Origin of the sequence: Rhodanobacter aciditrophus, assembly GCF_050026795.1 — a bacterium.
In the GTDB taxonomy this organism is placed as follows: Bacteria; Pseudomonadota; Gammaproteobacteria; order Xanthomonadales; family Rhodanobacteraceae; genus Rhodanobacter_A.
On the sequence record NZ_JALBWP010000012.1, the window covers coordinates 70,862 to 89,335 of the forward strand.

Annotated in this window: 14 protein-coding genes; 6 read left to right on the forward strand and 8 right to left on the reverse strand. The window is 70.8% G+C overall.

Features of this window, described 5'->3' with window-relative positions; genetic code table 11:
- Window positions 1-19: 19 nt before the first annotated feature.
- From ACQGNW_RS13485 to ACQGNW_RS13520, 8 genes are all read right to left on the reverse strand, one after another.
- Entirely contained in the window at window positions 20-1,621 is a 1,602-nt protein-coding gene (locus ACQGNW_RS13485) for an ArnT family glycosyltransferase (protein ID WP_426663725.1), read from the reverse strand.
- Window positions 1,618-2,775: a glycosyltransferase family 9 protein gene (locus ACQGNW_RS13490; RefSeq protein ID WP_426663726.1), complete on the reverse strand. Its 1,158-nt coding sequence runs from the start codon at window positions 2,773-2,775 to the stop codon at window positions 1,618-1,620. Before ACQGNW_RS13490 ends, ACQGNW_RS13485 begins: the two co-directional genes overlap by 4 nt.
- Complete coding sequence (gene asnB, locus ACQGNW_RS13495; protein WP_426663728.1) at window positions 2,766-4,790, reverse strand: asparagine synthase (glutamine-hydrolyzing); 2,025 nt, start codon at window positions 4,788-4,790, stop codon at window positions 2,766-2,768. The genes ACQGNW_RS13490 and asnB overlap by 10 nt, the downstream gene beginning before the upstream one ends.
- Window positions 4,791-4,824: 34 nt before the next feature.
- On the reverse strand, window positions 4,825-6,357 hold the full coding sequence (locus ACQGNW_RS13500; protein ID WP_426663729.1) for an ArnT family glycosyltransferase: 1,533 nt from the start codon (window positions 6,355-6,357) through the stop codon (window positions 4,825-4,827).
- A gap of 26 nt (window positions 6,358-6,383) precedes the next feature.
- Window positions 6,384-6,665, reverse strand: coding sequence for a lipid-A-disaccharide synthase N-terminal domain-containing protein (locus ACQGNW_RS13505; RefSeq protein WP_426663730.1), 282 nt, complete (start codon window positions 6,663-6,665; stop codon window positions 6,384-6,386).
- Window positions 6,659-7,039, reverse strand: a complete 381-nt coding sequence (locus ACQGNW_RS13510) for a lipid-A-disaccharide synthase N-terminal domain-containing protein (RefSeq protein WP_426663731.1) — start codon at window positions 7,037-7,039, stop codon at window positions 6,659-6,661. Before ACQGNW_RS13510 ends, ACQGNW_RS13505 begins: the two co-directional genes overlap by 7 nt.
- A gap of 348 nt (window positions 7,040-7,387) precedes the next feature.
- On the reverse strand, window positions 7,388-7,888 hold the full coding sequence (locus ACQGNW_RS13515) for a hypothetical protein (protein ID WP_426663732.1): 501 nt from the start codon (window positions 7,886-7,888) through the stop codon (window positions 7,388-7,390).
- Window position 7,889: 1 nt separating this feature from the next.
- A complete protein-coding gene (locus ACQGNW_RS13520; RefSeq protein WP_426663734.1) occupies window positions 7,890-9,002 on the reverse strand; it encodes a porin in 1,113 nt (370 codons plus the stop codon).
- Between the two features lie 270 nt (window positions 9,003-9,272).
- Here ACQGNW_RS13520 and ACQGNW_RS13525 point away from each other — a divergent pair, with 270 nt between their 5' ends.
- The 6 genes from ACQGNW_RS13525 to ACQGNW_RS13550 all read left to right on the forward strand — a co-directional run bounded on the left by ACQGNW_RS13525 (window position 9,273) and on the right by ACQGNW_RS13550 (window position 18,236).
- On the forward strand, window positions 9,273-11,030 hold the full coding sequence (locus ACQGNW_RS13525) for a sensor histidine kinase (RefSeq protein WP_426663735.1): 1,758 nt from the start codon (window positions 9,273-9,275) through the stop codon (window positions 11,028-11,030).
- Window positions 11,031-11,039: 9 nt separating this feature from the next.
- Window positions 11,040-12,416 (forward strand): sigma-54-dependent transcriptional regulator, encoded by a 1,377-nt coding sequence (locus ACQGNW_RS13530; protein ID WP_426663736.1) that lies wholly within the window; start codon window positions 11,040-11,042, stop codon window positions 12,414-12,416.
- Between the two features lie 102 nt (window positions 12,417-12,518).
- Window positions 12,519-13,121: a transcriptional repressor LexA gene (gene lexA / locus ACQGNW_RS13535; protein ID WP_426663737.1), complete on the forward strand. Its 603-nt coding sequence runs from the start codon at window positions 12,519-12,521 to the stop codon at window positions 13,119-13,121.
- A gap of 1 nt (window position 13,122) precedes the next feature.
- Complete coding sequence (gene imuA, locus ACQGNW_RS13540) at window positions 13,123-13,737, forward strand: translesion DNA synthesis-associated protein ImuA (protein WP_426663738.1); 615 nt, start codon at window positions 13,123-13,125, stop codon at window positions 13,735-13,737.
- Between the two features lie 3 nt (window positions 13,738-13,740).
- Window positions 13,741-15,168 carry a Y-family DNA polymerase gene (locus tag ACQGNW_RS13545; RefSeq protein WP_426663739.1) on the forward strand — a complete coding sequence of 476 codons (1,428 nt, stop codon included), beginning with the start codon at window positions 13,741-13,743 and terminating at the stop codon, window positions 15,166-15,168.
- Window positions 15,165-18,236: an error-prone DNA polymerase gene (locus ACQGNW_RS13550; protein WP_426663740.1), complete on the forward strand. Its 3,072-nt coding sequence runs from the start codon at window positions 15,165-15,167 to the stop codon at window positions 18,234-18,236. The genes ACQGNW_RS13545 and ACQGNW_RS13550 overlap by 4 nt, the downstream gene beginning before the upstream one ends.
- Window positions 18,237-18,474 lie beyond the last annotated feature (238 nt).

Sequence of the window (18,474 nt, forward strand, 5' to 3'; positions counted from 1 at the left end):
GGTGTCTGCGCCGTGCCGGCTATCCCGCGCCCGCTCCCCGTGGAGCAGTCGCCGCCGGCGTGCTTCGCGCGATGTCGGCGGCAAGCCAGATGCCGAGCTCGCGGCCAAGATAGGCTTGCCGGTACAGCGGCGTGGCCCGGTACCGGTAGTTCGCGTCGCCGCTGATGACCCACCCCGCGGGATGGGCGCGCGCCCATGCGGCAATGGCGGCATCGCCGGTGGCCTGGGGGATCGGTTGCCGCAGTCTGCCGGCGAAGGTGAACAGGCCGTACTGCGTGCCGGCGTACAGCAGGGGAATGCCGGCGTGCCGGGCCGAGGCGATGCGTGCGGCCGCCGCACGCATGTCGTATCGGGGTGCCAGGCTGACGGCGAACGCCAGCTTGCACAAGGTGAGCGATGCAAGGACGCCCATCGCGGCGAGGCTGGCCGGCAGCGCCGTGTCGTGACGCCACATGTACAGCAAGCCCAATGAGGCGATCAGCGCGCCGAGCAGGCCCGTCTCCAGGCGACTGCCCGGCGCCAGCCATCCCATGCCGATCGCCGTGGCCGCACCGATCGCCACCAGCACCATGCCCAGTCGCCAACCCGCCACGCGCCATTGCCCGGTGCCCAGGCGATCTCCCGAATACAGCGCCAGCGGCGGGAGTATGGGCAGCAGGTAGTGCGGCTGCTTGCCGCTGATCAGGCTGAAGACGACGAAGCTGGGGAGCGACGCCACCGCCGCGAAGCGGGCGACCGTCGCGCGATGTTCGACCACCCTGGTGCCGCGCGCGATGGCCAGCGGCCAGGGCAACAGCATGGCCGGCAGTACCGGCAGATACCACCACCAGGGGCGGGCGTGGGCGAAGCTGTGCACTACGCGCCCCATCGTCTGGCGCAGGAAGATGGCGTCCGCATAGGCAGGGCCACCGGCGCGGGCCGCCGGTACCGCCCAGGCGAGCGCGATCGCGACGGCCAGCACCAGCGCGCCAAGCAGCTGCAGGTAGAACATCGGCATCCGCGTGCGTGCCGGGGTCATCCATAGCGGTGCGAGCAAGGCCGGCATGCCGCCTACCAGCAGGGCGACCGGCCCCTTGACGAGGATGCCAGCCCCCAGCGCCGTCGCCAGCAGCAAGGCGCCGGCCAGCGGATGCCGGCCACCAAGCGCCAGGGTGGAGCGCCATGCCGCCAGCGTGCACAGCGTCAGCAGCATGTCGAACATGACGGCACCGGCGTACAGGGCCACCGCGGCGCAGCCCAGCCAAAGCCATGCGGCCGCCCGCACGCCCTCCTGGTCGACGCCGAGCCGTTGTCCCAGCGACGCGAGCAGTGGCAGGGTGCCCACGGCAATGAGCAGCTCCAGCAGGCGTGCCGCCCAGGCGTGCACCCCGGTGAGCGACCACGCCAGGTTGATCAGCCAGAACAGCAGCGGCGCCTTTTCCGAATAGGGCAGTCCGTCGAGGCGGGGCACCAGCCATTGCCCGGTGACGTGCATGTTCCATGCAGCCGCGAGGTAGCGGGTTTCGTCGACCGCGAGCGGATGCAGGAAGAACACCGGCGGCAGGAGCAGCAACAGGCCGACCAGCCATGACGCGCGCCAGGAAGCGATCGGTCGGGGGAGCGCGGCGAGCCGGGGAATCATGCCTGTCGACCGGTCTCGCCGTCGTGGTGAGGTGTCGTGGCCGTCCGCTTGAGCCAGTCGTCCGCGGCGGCGACGACCTCCGCCATGCTCTTGTCACGGGTGTCGATCGCCGCGTTGCCCCCTCCGTAGGGACCGTACTTCGCCGGACTGGAGGTCGAGAACAGTCCCAGGGTCGGCGTGCCGGTGGCCGCCGCCAGATGCATCACGCCGCAGTCGGCACTGATGAAAGCGTCCATGCAGGCGATCACCGCCGCGAGGCGGCGCGGGTCGCGCGTGTAATAGGAGGCGTGGCGTTCGTCGAGCTGGCACTCACCGTGTTCGGCGAGCAGGTTGACGATGCGCACGTGCGGCTGGCGCGCTTCCAGATCGCCGATGAATTGCCTCCACCAGTCGGAGCTGTAGCGCTTGGCGCCCGTGGCATTGGCGAATACGCCGACCACCATATGTGGGCACGTGGCCTGCTCATCGCCGCCGAGGATCGCCCTGAGCACTTCCCGCCCGTTGTGCTTCTCGGTCTCCTGCAGGTGCAGGTTGAGGGGAGGGCACGGCCTCGACACCTGTTGCGCATAGGCGGTGCGCAGCAGGAACACGCTGCGCTTCGCCAGGTGCTCCGGACGAGGCACGTCGCTCCATGCGGAAGCCATGGGGCCGCGTTCGTCCGGATAGCCCAGCTTGAAGCGCGCCTTCACGATCGCCAGCAGCAGCCGGCCCGACTGGGAGTCGATGCTGGCATCGATGGCGAGGTCGTAGGTGTCCCGCCGCAGTTGCCGCAGCAACTTCACCGTCGCCCACAGGTGGCGAGCCACTTTCCGCGGCAGGCTGTAGACCCGACGGACGTGGAAGCGCTCGACGAAGAGCTGTTCGCCGACATTGCCGCCGCTTACCACGTCGATCTCCGCGCCCGGGTAGAGCGTCTCGATCTCGGCCAGCAACGGAGTGATCAGTACCGTGTTGCCGAGGCGATGGTTGGGGCGGCACACCAGCACGCGATGGATGCCGCGAACCGGCAGGTGACCGGGCCTGCACAACTGCCGGTCGGTGACGTCGAGCAGCCGGCGGAAGCAGGCTGCCACGAGGCGACGGCGCAGCCGGTCCCATCGCCGTGACGGATTTGCGGTGGGCGCTTGCTGGTGTTGTGGAGCGGCTAGATGCATGGAGGCGATACCGGATCTGTAATCGAGAGTACGGGGGGCTGGCATCCTGCCGGGCTGCTTGCATCGACATTCCGCGTGCCGCGGTCCGCTTCCATCCCGGATTCCTGCCGCGCCATCGCGGCCGTGGCGACGGACCGTTGCGGCGCCGCCTGCGGCTTCCTGTCGCCTGTGATGCCGGCGCGCCACTCCAGCCATTCGCTGAGCACAAGCAGGATCCAGAGCGTGCGGGCGTGATCGGCCTTGCGCGCCCCGTGCTCCTCCAGCAGCTCCAGGGTGGCGCGGTTGCTCAGGCCGACTTCGGCCAGCGCGGAGCACGAGAGGCGCGACTGCGCCCAATCGCGCAAGGGGCCGTGCAGCCACGCGGACAGCGGTACCGAAAGCCCGCGCTTGCGCCGGTGCGTCACCGCGCGCGGCAGGTAGCGTCGTGCGTAGTCCTTGAGGAAGACCTTGGTGGTCAGCCCGCGCACGCGCGCCTGGCCGGGCAGGGTGGCCGCGAATTCGATCACCGGGGGATCCAGGTAGGGGGCGCGGATCTCGACGCCATGCAACATGCCGCCGCGGTCGGCCTTGGCCAGCAGCGCTTCGGGAAGGGCGTGGGCGAAATCATGATGCTGCACGGCATCGAGCAATGGCCGTGCGGCACCGTCTTCCTCCGCCCAGGTCGGCGGTTCGACACCCAGGCGACGCAGCCATTCCGGCGCGGTGTGCGCGCTCCACAGCCGGTGCCGCGCCAGTCCGTCCAGTCCCTGGCCCATGACGAAGCGCTTGAGCAGGAAGGACAGCGTCACCTTGCGGTCGCTGGGCGGCAGGCGTTCGATCACGCGCTGCAGGACGCCGCGCAGGCCTGCGGGCAGACGAGCGTAGCGCCCGGCCCATTGCACGCCGAGGTAGGCGGGGTAGCCGCCGAACAGCTCATCGGCACCTTCGCCGGCAAGCAGCACGCGCACGTCCCGGGCGGCCCGCTGCGCCACGTGCGCCAGCGGCAGCCAGGCCGGATCGGCCAGCGCTTCGCCGGTCGAGCGCACCAGTTGGCGCAACGTCGCAGGGATGTCGTCCGCCGCGACCGTCACCGGCACGAAGGGGCAGCCCAGGCGCCTGGCGATGCGTTCCGCGTCGCGCCCTTCGTCGAACGACGCCTCGGCGAAGCGGATGCAGTACGCCGGCAGCGTTACGCCGGGACGCAGGCTGCGCGCCACGGCGGCGATCAGCGCGGAGTCCAGCCCGCCGCTGAGCAGCACGCCGAAGGGCACGTCGACCTCGCTCTGCCGGTGCACTGCCTCGCGCAGCACATGGTCGAAGGAGCGCGGCGGCGGCGTGATCGCCGTGGCGGGGCGTTGCGGGAACTGCCAGTAGCGCCGGTGGCGGATTCCGCCCGGCTCGAACACGGCCATCTCGCCCGGGCACAGCTTGCGGTGGCCGGCGAGCAGGCTTTGCGGCGCAGGACAGTAGCCGGACTGCAGGAAATGCGCGAGCGCGGTGCGATCGAGCGGTGCGGCGCCTCCCGTGGCCTCCGTCAGCGCGGCGAGTTCCGAGGCGAACAGCACGGTGCGGCTGGTGGCGCGGTAGTACAGGTGCCGCTCGCCGGCGCGGTCGCGCGCGAGGACCAGTCGCTGCCTCGGTGCATCCCACAACGCGAGCGCGAACGCACCTTGCAGGTGTTCCACGAACGCCAGACCCTTCTCGAGGTACAGCGGCGCGATGACGGCGACATCGGTGCTGAACGGTACCTCGTGGCCGCACTGGGCGAGGAAGCGGCGCAGCTCGCGATGGTTGTCGATCTCGCCGTTGCAGGCGATCACGATGCCATTCGGGTGTTCGATCAACGGCGGCTGCGCCTCGTCCACGCCACGTATCGCCAGCCGGTTCGCCGCCATCGCCATGCCGGTGCACAGTGCGAGCGTGCTGCCGTCCGGACCGCGATGGGCCATGTGCCGCAGCATGCGGCGCGCCGTGCGCTCCAGCACGGGCGGCTCCGGCCTGGCGTCCCGGGTCACGATGCCGCAGATTCCGCACATGACTAAGCTCGCTTCCGGAGGGCGACGACGCGGTTCAAGCGCGCACCAGGATCAGCGCACCGCGACGCCACGTACCCAGTCGCGCGGCACTGCGGCGCCCGCATCCGGCGAGTGCGGATTCGACCGCTGCGGGCGGAATCGCCGGATCCAGCGCCAGCAGCACGGGTGTGTCCGCGGGCACCACGTTGCACAGCGCGGCAGTGGCGCCGGCCTGGCGCCAGGCGACGCCATAGACGGGCTTGCCCAGGTAGAGGCGCACGCCCCACGGCGTCTGCTCCTGGATGTCGTAGTCGCGGGCGGTGTTCTTGACGAAGACGATCGCGCCGTAGTCGTTGCCCGCGCTCTCCGCGGCGAGTTGTTGCGCGAAAAGGCGGTTGTCCGCGGCGGGATAGGTCATCCAGCCCGCACCGGCCTTGACCGCCAGCAGCGCGACGAGCCACAGGCCCAGCGCCAGCCATGCGGCGGTGCTGCCGGGAACGATGCTCCGGCGCAAGGCCAACGCCAGCAGCAGGGACAGCGGCAGGAACAGCGGCAGCACGTACAGGGGTAGCCGCGACTGCACCAGACAGAACACCAGCAGCGGCAACAACAGCCACAGCAGCAGGAATCGCCCGGGGCTGTGGCGGTGGCTCCTCGCCTCGCGCCAGCCCGCGGCGACTTCCGCGCGGGCATGGCGACCGAGCAGCAGCGGCCACCACGGCAGCGCGCCCACTACCAGCGTCGGCACATAGGCCACGATCCAGCCGAAGGGGCCCGGATGCCGCCGCAGCGCGGCGGTGAACATGCGGTCGTAGACCTCGCGGTGCATGAAGTAGTGCAGCAGCCAGGGATAGCGCAGCATCGCCAGCACGTACCAGCTGCCCCCGACCAGCAGGAACACGATCACGCCGGCCGGCGCGAACAGGCGGCCCAGCCCGCGCCAGCCGTCGCGGTGCAGCACGAACGGCAGGATCGCCAGCAACGGGATCAGGCCGGGCGGTCCCTTGGTCAGGAAGGCGAGACCGAAGCCCAGCCACATGAGCAGGATCCAGCGGCGCGCGAGCGTCGCGCCGGTGCCGAAGGCGGCGCGCAGAAAGCCGAACATCGCCAGCGCCTCGAACAGGCACAGGAACACGTCGGTGCTGATGATGTTCGCGGTGAGCAGCGTAAAGGGTGCGCACGCATAGACCAGCGCGGGCAGCCATGGCCGCTCCGGCACCAGTTCGCGGCCCATGCCGTACAACAGCAGCAGGGTCAACGTGAAGGCCAGCGCATAGGGCGCGCGCGCCGCCCAGGTGTTGCGGCCGAAGATCTTGAGCGAAGCGGCGATCACCCAATAGGTCAGCGGCGGCTTGGAGAAATTCAGCCGGTCCGGTCCGTAGGCCGGGGCCAGCAGATCGCCCGAGTCGAGCATCTGCACCGCGCCGTCGACATAACGGCCCTCGTCCGGACTCCACAGCCCGCGCGTGCCCTGGAAAGCGAACCCCAGCAGCAGTCCGAGCAGCAGGAGCACGAGCAGCGGCCGATGCGCCGCGATGGCGATGCCGCTGCGACCGTCCGCTGCGGGGTGTGGGTCATTGCCGGGCATGGTGGTCTCCTTGGCCATTCGTGGTTTCAGCGACGGCTGCCGCGGCGGGGCAGCAGCTGCAGGTTGCGCAGGAAGATCAGCAAGGTGGTCGCTTCGCCGGCGACGAAGACCGGCTCGCTTCGATGGATGGCGTAGCCGAGCAGGATCGCGCCGCCGATGGCGCTCAGGTACCAGAACACCGCCGGCACCAGGCTTCGTCCGCGCGCTTCGCTGTAGAGCCACTGCACCAGGAAGCGGGCGCCGAACAGCGCCTGGGCGAGGAAGCCCGCCCCGGTCCAGCACGCCTGGCTTTCGGCCGGGCTCAGCACGGGCCTTCTCCGGCGTCGCGCGTCTCGCGCCGGCGCAGTTGCAGGTTGCGCAGGTAGATCAGCATGCCGCCGGCCTGGCCGGCGACGAACACCTGGTCGCGCAGATGGATCGCGTAGCCGAGCAGCAGGGCGGCGCCGGCGAGGCTGGCGTACCAGAACGCCAGCGGGATCGCGCTGTATCCGCGTCGCTCGCTGTGCACCCACTGCAGCACGAAGCGTGAGGTGAACACGGCCTGGCCGGCCACGCCGACCGCCAGCCAGCCGTGGGAACGCAGCGCGAGCATGGCATCGGCGAGCCCCGTGTTCATGCCGAGCCGCAGCCGGTGCGGGCGGGCATCGGCCGCGTCCTGCACGGTGTATGGTCGGCCGCGCACGGACGCGCCGCACCGATCCGCACGAACGGGGCTGCGGGAAGAGCGGGGCAGGCTCCCGCATCGTCCCGCCAGGGCGCCGCCGGTACCGGGGTTTCCATGCGCAGCCCGGCCAGCACCGGCTGCTTGCCTGCGAGGGCACCGGCATCGGCAGGGCGGAGGACAGGCTGCATGGCATTTGCCCGGCTGGGAACTGCATCTGGCAGAGCGATATCCATGCCAAGCGGGCGGGCCAATGATTTACAAGGAAAAGCCATGCCGCAGGCAGGGAGGCAGCGGCCTGCGATCCTTGCAGTGCGCAAGAATCGTCTGCAGAAATGGTATGAACGCGGCCGTTTGCCGGATGGCGCCTCAGCGCCCGGGCGACTCGGGGCAGGCGTCGGCCGTCGCACCGCTGCCGGCCGGCAACGGCAGCCACAAGGCGACATGCACGCCGGGGGAGAGGAAACAGGGGGCGACGTAGCCTATCGCCCCGGGGGTGGAAGCCACGAAGCGCACCACCGCCTGCTGCGAGCCCAGCACGTAGGGCGGGCTGACACCCTGGAAGTACTGGCGGTTCCAGTAGTCCTGCAGGCGGCTCTCCGGCATGCGGATCAGCGTGCGCGTGAATGCCTCGCGCAGCGGCGATTCGGGCGGCAGGTTGACCGGGACCAGCCGGCGGCCGTCCTGGTCGACGAAGATCTTCTTGAGGTAGATGTCGCGCAGGGTGTCGCGGTTCATCGCGAGCCGGGGAGCGGGCGCGCCCACGATCACGGCGATGCGCGGCGGCGATGCGGCGGACGCACGACCGGCGGCGAGCGTGCCGAAAAGCCCGGTCAGCGCGAGCAGCAGGTAGCGGCGCAGCCGCGTCATGTCAGAACAGCACCGCGACCGAAGCCAGCCAGCCGGTGGGGGCCAGTTCCAGGTTGTGGTTGCCGTCACGGCGTTCCAGCTTGAGCACCACGCCGGGAACGGGCCGGTAGTTGAAGCCCACCGTGCGCACCGTGGCGGCCTGCGCCGTGCCGGAACTGCGGTAGCGCTCGAAGCGGCCGACCAGGTACAGGCGCCGCCGCACGGGCACCTCGACCTCCAGGAAGCCGCCATGCTCGGCCGGCTGGCCGGCGGGCCCGCCGCTGCGGCGGATGGCCTCGCCGGTCATCTCGAGGTGACGGCCGGACCAGCTGAAGTCGACGCCCGCGAGGTGGTATTGCTGCCGCGGCCGCTGCAGCTCGTAATCCAGCAGCGACAGGCCGATGGCCAGGCGGTCGTCGAGGAGGTGGTAGAGCGCCCTGCCGCCGACGGCATGGCGGAAGTTGTTGCGCAGGCTGCTGTCCGCGCCGAACGAATCGTAGGCGTGGTCCTGATCCTGGCCGATGTGCAAATGCGAACTGTCGTCGACGTAAAGCCAGTAGTCGAGGTCGTTGCCGGCCACCGGTGTAGTGCCGAACATCATCGCACCGGTGGCATGGCGGGCGAACGCCGCCGAGGTCGTCAACGGCCGCGATACGGTCCATGTCAGCGGATCGGCGTGCACCAGGTTCCATTCGCCGACCGGCGTGAGGAACTTGCCGTAGCGGAAATTGACCGCCTGGTCGACGTGGTAATCCAGGTACAGGCGTTCGACGCTGAGTTCGGAATCGTGCGAACTGGCATGCCTCCCCGACACGTCCAGCGCGTCGCCGAGATCCAGTTCGACGAATGCCTGCCAGCGCGGGCCAAGATCCTTCGTCACGAACAGGCTGACGTCCCGGAAGCTGTACGTGGGGTGATGCTCCTTGATGTCGTAGAAATGCAGATCGGCGTAGCCGCCCACGCGCAGCCCCTGCTGCGGAAAGTACAGGCCTTGCCCCAGCGTATACGGCGCCGGTTGCCAGCCGTCGTCCTGCGCGGCGCGGGCACGTGGCGTCATGCCCAGGCAGAGCAGTGCCGCCGCCAGCACGGTGCGCACGAAGCCGTGCGGTGGGCGACGACGGAGGGGCCTTCTCATCAGGAGTGCCTTGGACCGGGTGGGGGAGAGGGATGGCTGCAGTGACCGCCGCGGAGCCATGTCGGACGCGGGTCCGGTGACGGATCGCCGCGACAACGCGGCGGATTCTGCGCCAGGACGCCGCCGCAGCGCAAAGCGGCCGGCCCTTGCGCTTGCCGCGCCCATGCCGGCTCGGCCACACTCGTGCGGCAGACGGGCGCTGCGACCGCTGGCCGCCCCCGGGTCTTCCATGATCGAAATCCTCTCCATCGCCGGCAACGGGCTTGCGAAGTGACCATTCGTTCCGCCCTGTCGCGTCTGCTGTTCTGCATCCTGCTCGGCACCACGGTCGTGGTCGGCGCACTGTCGTTCTACGAGTTTCGCCGCGCGCTGCAATCGGAGATCGCGGCCAATCTGCAGTTCGGTGCCAGCGCAGTGATGCAGCGCATCGACACCTTCATGTTCTCGCACGTGGAAAACCTGCGCGTCTGGCGCGGGCTGGAGGTGATGCAGGACATCCGTGTCAACGACGTCGACAAGCGCCTCTCGCATTTCTTGTCCGATCTGCGCGCCGGGCAGGGAACGGTCTACCGGGCCCTGCTGTGTACCGGCGAAAGCGGGCGCATCGTGGCCGCGAGCGATCCCGCACTGATCGGGCGCATGGCGCCGGCGGCTTCGGCGTGGCGATCGATCCCCGGCGCCAATCTCGGCAATGTGGCGATCGCTCCGGTGTATGGACGGCGGGACGGCGTCGCCGTCCTGCGGACCCCGATCCCCAACGCGTTCGGCAAGGGCGACATCGGTTACCTCTACGCGCTGCTCGACTGGAACGCCATGCAGGCCCTGCTCGACGAGGCGGTCGGCAGCGGACCGCGCGGTCTGCTGTTGCTGAATCGCGACGGCCATGCGATCGCGGCTTCGCGCGCCCTGCGCGGCCGGCTCGACCTGCCGCGCCTGCGGCTGGAGAGCTGGGATCTGCCGCGCACCGGATCGACGTCGTACATCCACGACGGCCGCGCCCTGGGTTATCGCATGCTGCTGGTCGGCGCTGCCGTCTCCAGCGGCTACCAGCAGTTCCACGGCCTCGACTGGCGGATCGTGATGATCGAACCGACCTCGGTGTCGTTCGGCCCGATCTGGCGGCTGCTGTGGTCGATGCTGGCGGTGCTCGTGCTGACCCTGGGCGCCGGGATCTGGATCTCTTCGCGCCTGGCGGGCCGGATTGCCCAGCCGATCGTCGCGCTGACGGATTTCGCACGCCGGTTTCTCCAGGGCGACAGCACACTGCCGGACGTTCCGCCAAGCTCGATTTCGGAGGTGGAGGAGTTGCACCACGCCTACGTGGAGATGATCGAGGCGCTGGAACGTTCGCGCGAGCAGATCGTGCGGGCGGGCAAACTGGCGGTAGTGGGCGAGATGGCGGCGATCATGGCGCACGAGGTGCGCACGCCGATGGGCATCCTGCGCAGCTCGGCGCAGCTCCTGCAGCGCCAGCCGCACCTGGGCGGGAAGGAGCGCGAGCTGATCGGTTTCATCCTCAGCGAAACCGAGCGCCTGAACCGGCTGGTGACCATGCTGCTGGAGTGCGCGCGGCCGACTCCGCCGGATTTCCGGCCGCACGACCTGCACGCGATCATCGACGGCGTGATCGGCCTGCTCGGCTCGCGCGCGGAAAAGACCGACGTCGCGCTGACCAGGGAATTCCAGGACGAGGAGCTGGTTGTCGACTGCGACCGCGAGCAGATGATGCAGGTGCTGCTGAACCTGGTGCTCAACGCGCTGTCCTTCGTGCCGGCCGGCGGGCGTGTGGTGGTGAAGGCTGCGCGTGTGGCCGCGGGGCCGCGGATCGTCGTGGCCGACAGCGGCCCCGGCGTGCCGCTCGAGCTGCGCCAGCGCATCTTCGACCCGTTCTTCAGCCGGCGCGAGGGCGGCATCGGCCTGGGGCTGACCATCGTGCAGCAGATCGTCCACGTGCACGGCGGCGAGATCGAGGTGGACGAAAGCGAATGGGGCGGCGCGGCTTTCGTGCTGCGCTTCGGTGCGCGATAGGCAGCGGCGATGAACGCGAAACGTATCCTGGTGGTCGACAACGAAGCGAAGATGCGGCGCATCCTCGAGCTCGCCTTGCGCAACATGGGGCACGAGGTGGCCCAGGCCGGCGACGGCGAGGAAGCGCTGGCCCTGCTTGAGCGCGAATCCTGCGACCTGGTGCTGACCGACCTGCGCATGCCGCGGATGGACGGCATCGAGTTGCTCAATGCGTTGCGCGCGCGCGGCGACGAGGTGCCGGTGATCGTGCTGACTGCCTACGGCACGATCGAGACGGCGGTGGACGCGATGAAGCTCGGCGCCGCCGACTACATCATTCGCCCGTTCGAGATGGAGACCGTGGAGCTGGCGGTGACGCGGGCGCTGGCGATGCAGGCCGTGCAGCGCGAGAACCGTTTCCTGCGCGACGAACTCGCCAGGGGCTGGGGCGAATTCATCGGCGTCAGCGACTGCATGCAGGCGCTGTACCGCTTGCTCGAGCAGGTGGCTCCGACGCGCAGCAGCGTGTTCATCGTCGGCGAAACCGGCACCGGCAAGGAGCTGGTGGCGCGTGCGTTGCACCAGTCCTCCGGACGCAGCGGCCTGTTCGTGCCGATCAACTGCGCCGCGATACCGACCGACCTGCTGGAGAGCGAACTGTTCGGACATGCCAAGGGTGCCTTTACCGGCGCCCTGAGCGATCGCGTAGGCAAGTGCGAACTGTCCAGCGGGGGCACGCTGTTCCTGGACGAGATCACCGAGATGCCGCCGGCGCTGCAGGCCAAGCTGCTGCGCGTGCTGCAGGAGGGCAGCATCGAGCGGCTGGGCGCCAACACGCCCACCGCGGTCGACCTGCGCGTGGTCGCCGCCACCAACCGCGATCCGCTGCAGGCGGTGGAAGAGGGGAGATTGCGCCGCGACCTGTACTTTCGCCTCAACGTGGTGCGTGTCGACGTGCCGCTGTTGCGGGATCGCCATGGCGACATCCCGCTGCTCGCAGGGCATTTCCTGCGCCAATATGCGCGCGAACTCGGCCGTCCCGAGCCGCGGCTGTCGGCGACGGCCCTGCGGCGGCTGCAGAGCTACGCCTGGCCCGGCAACGTGCGCGAGCTGGAGAACCTGATCGAGCGGGCCATGGTGCTGTGCCACGGCGACGTGATCGGCCCGGAACATTTTCCCGCCGAGGTCGCGCACGCTTCTTCCACGACGGCGCCAGCCACGCCCGAGGCGATGCTCGAATCCCGGCCGATGGCCTCGCTGTCGATGAGGCCCCAGGTCGAGGCACTTGAGCGTCAGCTGATCGCCGCCGCGCTGGCACGCAGCGACGGCAACAAGGCTGCCGCCGCGAGGTTGCTGGAAATCAGCGAGCGTGCGCTCTGGTACAAGCTCAAGCGCTACGGGCTGTAGATCAGGGCGCGCCATCCGTCCGATGCCGTCGGCCTTCCGATCCCGGCTCGGCCGCGATCGCCAGCCTGGCCAAGCCAGCCTGGATGGAGTACAAATGTACCCATGCCCGAACTCAGCCCCCGCCGTACCGCCATCCTCACCTTCATCCGCGAGCGGGTGACGGGGCAGGGCCAGCCGCCGTCCCTGGCCGAGATCGCCGGGGCCTGCGGCCTGGCCTCGCGCGGGGCGGCGCGCAAGCACGTGCTGGCGCTGGCGGAGGCGGGGCTGGTCGAGGTGGCGTCCGGGCAGGCGCGCGGCATTCGTCCGGCCGGTTCGCGCACCGCGTTGCTGCAGGTGCCTGTACTGGGGCGGGTGGCGGCGGGGCCGCCGATCGGCGCCGATACCGGGCTGGTCGATACCCTGGCGCTGGACGCGCGGCTGTTCTCCCCTCGGCCGGACTACCTCCTGCGCGTGCAGGGCGACTCGATGATCGGGGACGGCATCCTCGACGGCGATCTGGTCGGCGTGCACCGCACGCCGGAAGCCCGCGATGGGCAGGTGGTGGTAGCCCGGCTCGAAGGCGAACTGACGATCAAGCGCCTGGCCCGCGGCCGGGGCGGGGTGCGGCTGCTGCCGCGCAACCCGGCCTATGCGCCGATCGAGGTGCGGCGCGGCCAGGACTTTGCCATCGAGGGCGTGTTCTGCGGCCTGGTCCGCCGGGGGTGACATGGGCGCGGTGGTGGCGATCGATGCACTGCTGCAGCCGCAGCGGGTCTGGCGCGGCCGGCCGGCGGTGCCGCCGGCGGGGATGCAGCCCACCGGTCATGCCGGCCTGGACGCGGTGCTGCCCAGCGGCGGTTGGCCCGAGGCGGCGCTGAGCGAGCTGCTGATCCCCGCCGACGGCGTGGGCGAACTGCAATTGCTGTGGCCGGCCCTGGCACGCCTGTCGCAGGCCGGCGAGCGCGTCGTGCTGGTCGCGCCGCCGTACCTGCCGTTCGCACCGGCGTGGCGGCAGGCCGGGGTGGACCTCGGCCGCTTGCAGGTCGTGCGGGCCGGCACTCCGCGCGATGCGTTGTGGGCGACCGAGCAATGCCTGCGCTCGGGCAGCTGCGGCGCCGTGCTGTGCTGGCCGCTGGATGCCGACGATCGCGCGCTGCGCCGCCTGCAGGTCGCGGCCGCGTCGGGGCGCACGCTGGCGTTCGCCACGCGGCCGCTGGCCGCGGCCGTCCATCCGTCGCCGGCGGCGCTGCGCATCGCCATCGACGCCGCGCCGGCGCAGTGGCGCGTGCTCAAGTGCCGCGGCGGAGCGGCACCGGCGCAGCCGATCCCGCGAACGGGGTGAGCCATGCGCTGGGCCTGCATCCTGCTGCCGCACCTCGCGCTTGACGGCGTGCTGCGCCGCTGCGCGGATCCGCACGCGCCCCGCGTGCTGGTCGGCGGCCCGGCGCAGCGGCGCATCCTGCATGCGGCCAATCCTGCGGCGCGCGCGCTGGGCCTGCGCCGGGGCATGGCGCTGACCGCGGCGCAGGCGCTGGCGCAGGGCTTCGCGACGGACACCTATCTCCCCGAGGACGAGGCGCGCTGGCAGCGCTTCCTCGCCGGCTGGGCCTATCGCTACAGCTCGCAGGTCAGCCTGCAGTTCCCGCACGCGCTGGTGCTGGAGATCCAGGGCAGCCTGGGCCTGTTCGGACCTTGGCCGCGCTTCGAGGCGCGCCTGCGCGAAGAGCTGGCGGCGCTCGGTTTCCGGCACCGCATCGTCGCCGCACCGAACCCGGTGGCTGCGCGCGTGCTGGCCAACGCGCACGACGGGCTGGCCATCGAGGGCGACGCGCCGATGCACCGCGCACTGGGACAGCTGCCGATCCAGCGCGCGGGCTTCGCACCGGAGGCGGCCACCGCCTTCGCACGCATGGGCCTGCGCGCGCTGCGCCAGGTCTGGGCACTGCCGCGCGATGGCCTGGCGCGGCGCTTCCCGCCCGAAGTGCTGCTTCACCTCGACGCGATGCTGGGCGAGCGCGAGCTGGCGCTGGCAAGCTACCGCCCGCCCGATCGCTTCGACCTGCGGATCGAGCTTGGCCATGAAGCCGAATCGTCCCAGGCGCTGCTGTTTCCGCTGAAGCGGCTGACCGCGGACCTCGCCGCCTTCCTCGCCGGGCGCGACGGCGGCGTGCAACGCTTCGACCTGCAGCTGGAGCACGAACGCGGCACCCGCACCCGGGTGCCGGTGGGCCTGCTTACGCCCGAGCGTGACGCGACGCTGCTGTTCGAACTCGCGCGCGGCCGGCTGGAGCAGGTGCAGCTGCCGGCGCCGGTCCGCGCGATTGCGCTCGGCGCCGACGAGCTGCCGCCCTTCGTGCCGGTGCATCGCGAACTGTTCGACCCGCGACCGCAGCAGGCGACGCCGTGGGAGCAGCTGCGCGAACGGCTGCGTGCACGCCTGGGCGAAGACGCCGTGCACGGCGTGCAGGCGCATGCCGACCATCGTCCCGAGTGCGCCACGTTCAGCCCGCTGGACGTGCCGGCACGGCGCGAGGCCTCGTCGACTGGCGTCGCACATGGCCCACGCCCAGGCTGGCTGCTGGCGAAACCGATCCCGCTGCGCGGATCGGCGCCGCATCTCCTCGCTGGCCCCGAGCGCATCGAGAGCGGCTGGTGGGACGGCAGCGACGTGCGCCGCGACTACTACGTGGTGCAATTGGCGAGCGGGCAGGGCGCCTGGGTGTTCCGGCCGGTCGGCGGCGACGGCTTCATGTTGCACGGCTGGTTCGCATGAGCTACGCCGAGCTGCATTGCCTGTCGAACTTCAGCTTCCAGCGCGGGGCCTCGAGCGCGCACGAATTGTTCGAGCGCGCGCAGCGGCATGGCTACGAAGCGCTGGCGATCACCGACGAATGCACGCTGGCCGGCATCGTGCGCGCGTGGCAAGCGGCGAAGGCGGTGGAGCTGCCGCTGGTCGTGGGCAGCGAGCTGCAAATCGACGGCGGCCCGAAGCTGGTGCTGCTGGTGGAAGCCATCGAGGGCTACCGCGTGCTGTGCCGGCTCATCACCGCCGCACGCCGACGTGCGCCGAAGGGCAGCTATCGCCTGTTGCGCGAGGACTTCCCGGACACCACCGACGGCCTGCTCGCGCTGTGGCTGCCGGACGATCCGCACGACGCGCGGGAAGGGGAGTGGCTGTGCGCGCGCTTCCCGCAGCGGCTGTGGATCGCGGCGGAACTGCACCGCGGCCCGGACGACGCGGCGCGGCTGGCGCAGCTGCAGGCGCTGGGCCGCTCGCTGCAGCTGCCGCTGGTCGCCGCCGGCGACGTGCACATGCATGCCCGCGGACGGCGCGCGCTGCAGGACGTGATGACCGCGATCCGTCACCACACCACCGTGGCCGAGGCCGGCGCGCGGCTGTTCCCCAACGGCGAGCGCCACCTGCGGCCGCTGTCCGCACTGGCCGAGCTGTATCCGCCGGAGCTGCTGGACGAGTCCGTGCGTATCGCCCGACGCTGCACGTTCGACCTCGGCCAGCTGCGCTACAAGTACCCGCACGAGCTGGTGCCCGCCGGCCACACGCCGGCTTCGTGGCTGCGCGAGCTGACCGGGCAGGGCCTGCGCTGGCGCTGGCCGGATGGCGTCCCGGCAAAGGCGCGCACCCTGGTCGAGAAGGAGCTGGCGCTGATCGGCGAGCTCGGCTACGAGAGCTACTTCCTCACCGTGCACGACATCGTGCGCCATGCCCGCAGCCGGGGCATCCTCTGCCAGGGGCGCGGCTCGGCGGCGAACTCGGTGGTCTGCTACGCGCTGGGCATCACCGAGATCGATCCCGACCGCATCGGCATGCTGTTCGAGCGCTTCGTCTCGAAGGAGCGCAACGAGCCGCCCGACATCGACGTCGACTTCGAGCACGAGCGGCGAGAGGAAGTGATCCAGTACGTGTTCGCGCGCTACGGCCGCCACCGTGCGGCGATCACCGCGGTGGCCAGCACCTACCACGGCGCCGGCGCGGTGCGCGACGTGGCCCGCGTGCTGGGGCTGCCGCCCGACCAGGTCGATGCGCTGGCGCGTTGCTTCGGCCACTGGAACGACGCGTTGCCGCCCGCCGCGCAGCTGCGCGAGCAGGGCTTCGACCCGGACAGCCCGCTGCTGCGCCGGGTGCTGGTGCTCACCGCCCAGCTGATCGGCTTCCCGCGCCATCTGTCGCAGCACCCCGGCGGCTTCGTGATCTCCGAGCAGCCGCTGCACGAGCTGGTGCCGGTGGAGAACGCCAGCATGGAAGGCCGCACCGTGGTGCAGTGGGACAAGGACGACCTCGACGCGGTGGGCCTGCTCAAGGTCGACATCCTGGCGCTGGGCATGCTGAGCGCCCTGCGCCGCTGCCTGGCCCTGGTCGAGTGCCATCACGCACGGGCGTTGACGCTGGCGACGATCCCGCCGGAGGACCCCGACACCTACGCGATGATCGGCAGGGCCGACACCATCGGCGTGTTCCAGATCGAGTCGCGAGCGCAGATAGCGATGCTGCCGCGGCTCAAGCCGCGCAATTTCTACGACCTGGTGATCGAGGTGGCGATCGTGCGGCCGGGGCCGATCCAGGGCGACATGGTGCATCCCTACCTGCGCCGGCGCACCGGCGAGGAGCCGGTGAGCTATCCCTCCGAGGCGCTGCGCAAGGTGTTCGAGCGCACGCTCGGCGTGCCGCTGTTCCAGGAGCAGGTGATGGAGCTGGCGGTGGTGGCGGCCGGCTACACACCGGGCGAATCGGACGACCTGCGCCGCTCGATGGCCGCATGGAAACGCCACGGCGGGCTGGAGCACCATCGCGACAAGCTGACCCGTGGCATGCTGGAGCGCGGCTACACGGCCGAGTTCGCCGCGCGCATCTTCGAGCAGATCAAGGGCTTCGGCAGCTACGGTTTCCCCGAGTCGCACGCGGCCAGCTTCGCGCTGCTCACCTACGCCAGCTGCTGGCTGAAGCGCCACTACCCGGCGGCCTTCGCCTGCGCGCTGATCAACAGCCAGCCGATGGGTTTCTACAGCCCCGACCAGCTGCTGCAGGACGTGCGTCGCCATGGCGTGGCGGTGCTGCCGGCGGATGTGCGCCACAGCGACTGGGACTGCACGCTGGAACTCGACCTTCACGGCGGCCATGCCTTGCGCATGGGGCTGCGCATGGTGCGCGGATTGGCCGAGGGCGACGCGCGGCGCATCGAGCGGGCGAGGGCGCTGCGGCCGTTCGCCGATGTCGCCGACCTGTGCGAGCGGGCCGCGCTCGAGCCGCGTGCGCGCGAGCGGCTGGCCGATGCCGGCACGCTGCGCGGGCTGGCCGGCCATCGGCACCGGGCGCGCTGGGCGGTGGCCGGCGTGGAGGAGCGGCGTCCCCTGCTCGGTGCCGCCACGCAGCCCCGGGAAGCGCAGGTGAGCCTGCCGCTGCCCGGCGTCGGCGAGGATCTGCAGGCGGACTACGCCACGCTCGGCACCACGCTGGGCCGGCATCCGCTGGCCCTGCTGCGCGCGCAACTGCGCGCACGGCGCTGCCGCAGCTCGAAGGAGCTGGCGGACATCCCACCCGGCCGCGCGATCCTCGCGGCCGGCCTGGTGGTCGGCCGCCAACGACCGCAGACCGCCAGCGGCGTCACCTTCGTCACGCTGGAGGACGAGCACGGCATGATCAACGTGGTGGTGTGGCGCCAGCTCGCCGAGCGGCAGCGCCGCCCCTTCCTGGAATCGCGCCTGCTGATGGTGGAAGGCAAGCTGGAAGCCGAGAGCGGCGTGCGCCACCTGATCGCCCGGCGCCTGCACGACCTGACGCCGCTGCTGAGCAGCCTGGATGTGCGAAGCCGGGACTTCCGGTGACGAGGTGCAACCGGGCCCTTGCGACCGTGCTTCCGCCTCGTCGTCGAGGTACGCGCGACGTACTGCCAGATGCCGTCGATGCCGGCGTGGGCGCAGCACGGCGTGGCGCATGATGCTGGAAACCATCGCGTCACCGGCTGCGCGTTCGTCGGTGCCGTCGACCTTCCGCGCGAAAGGGTTCCAGCCATTCCAGGCCCGCGGCATGTTCCGGCGGTGACGACCGCGGAGCGCAGCGGCA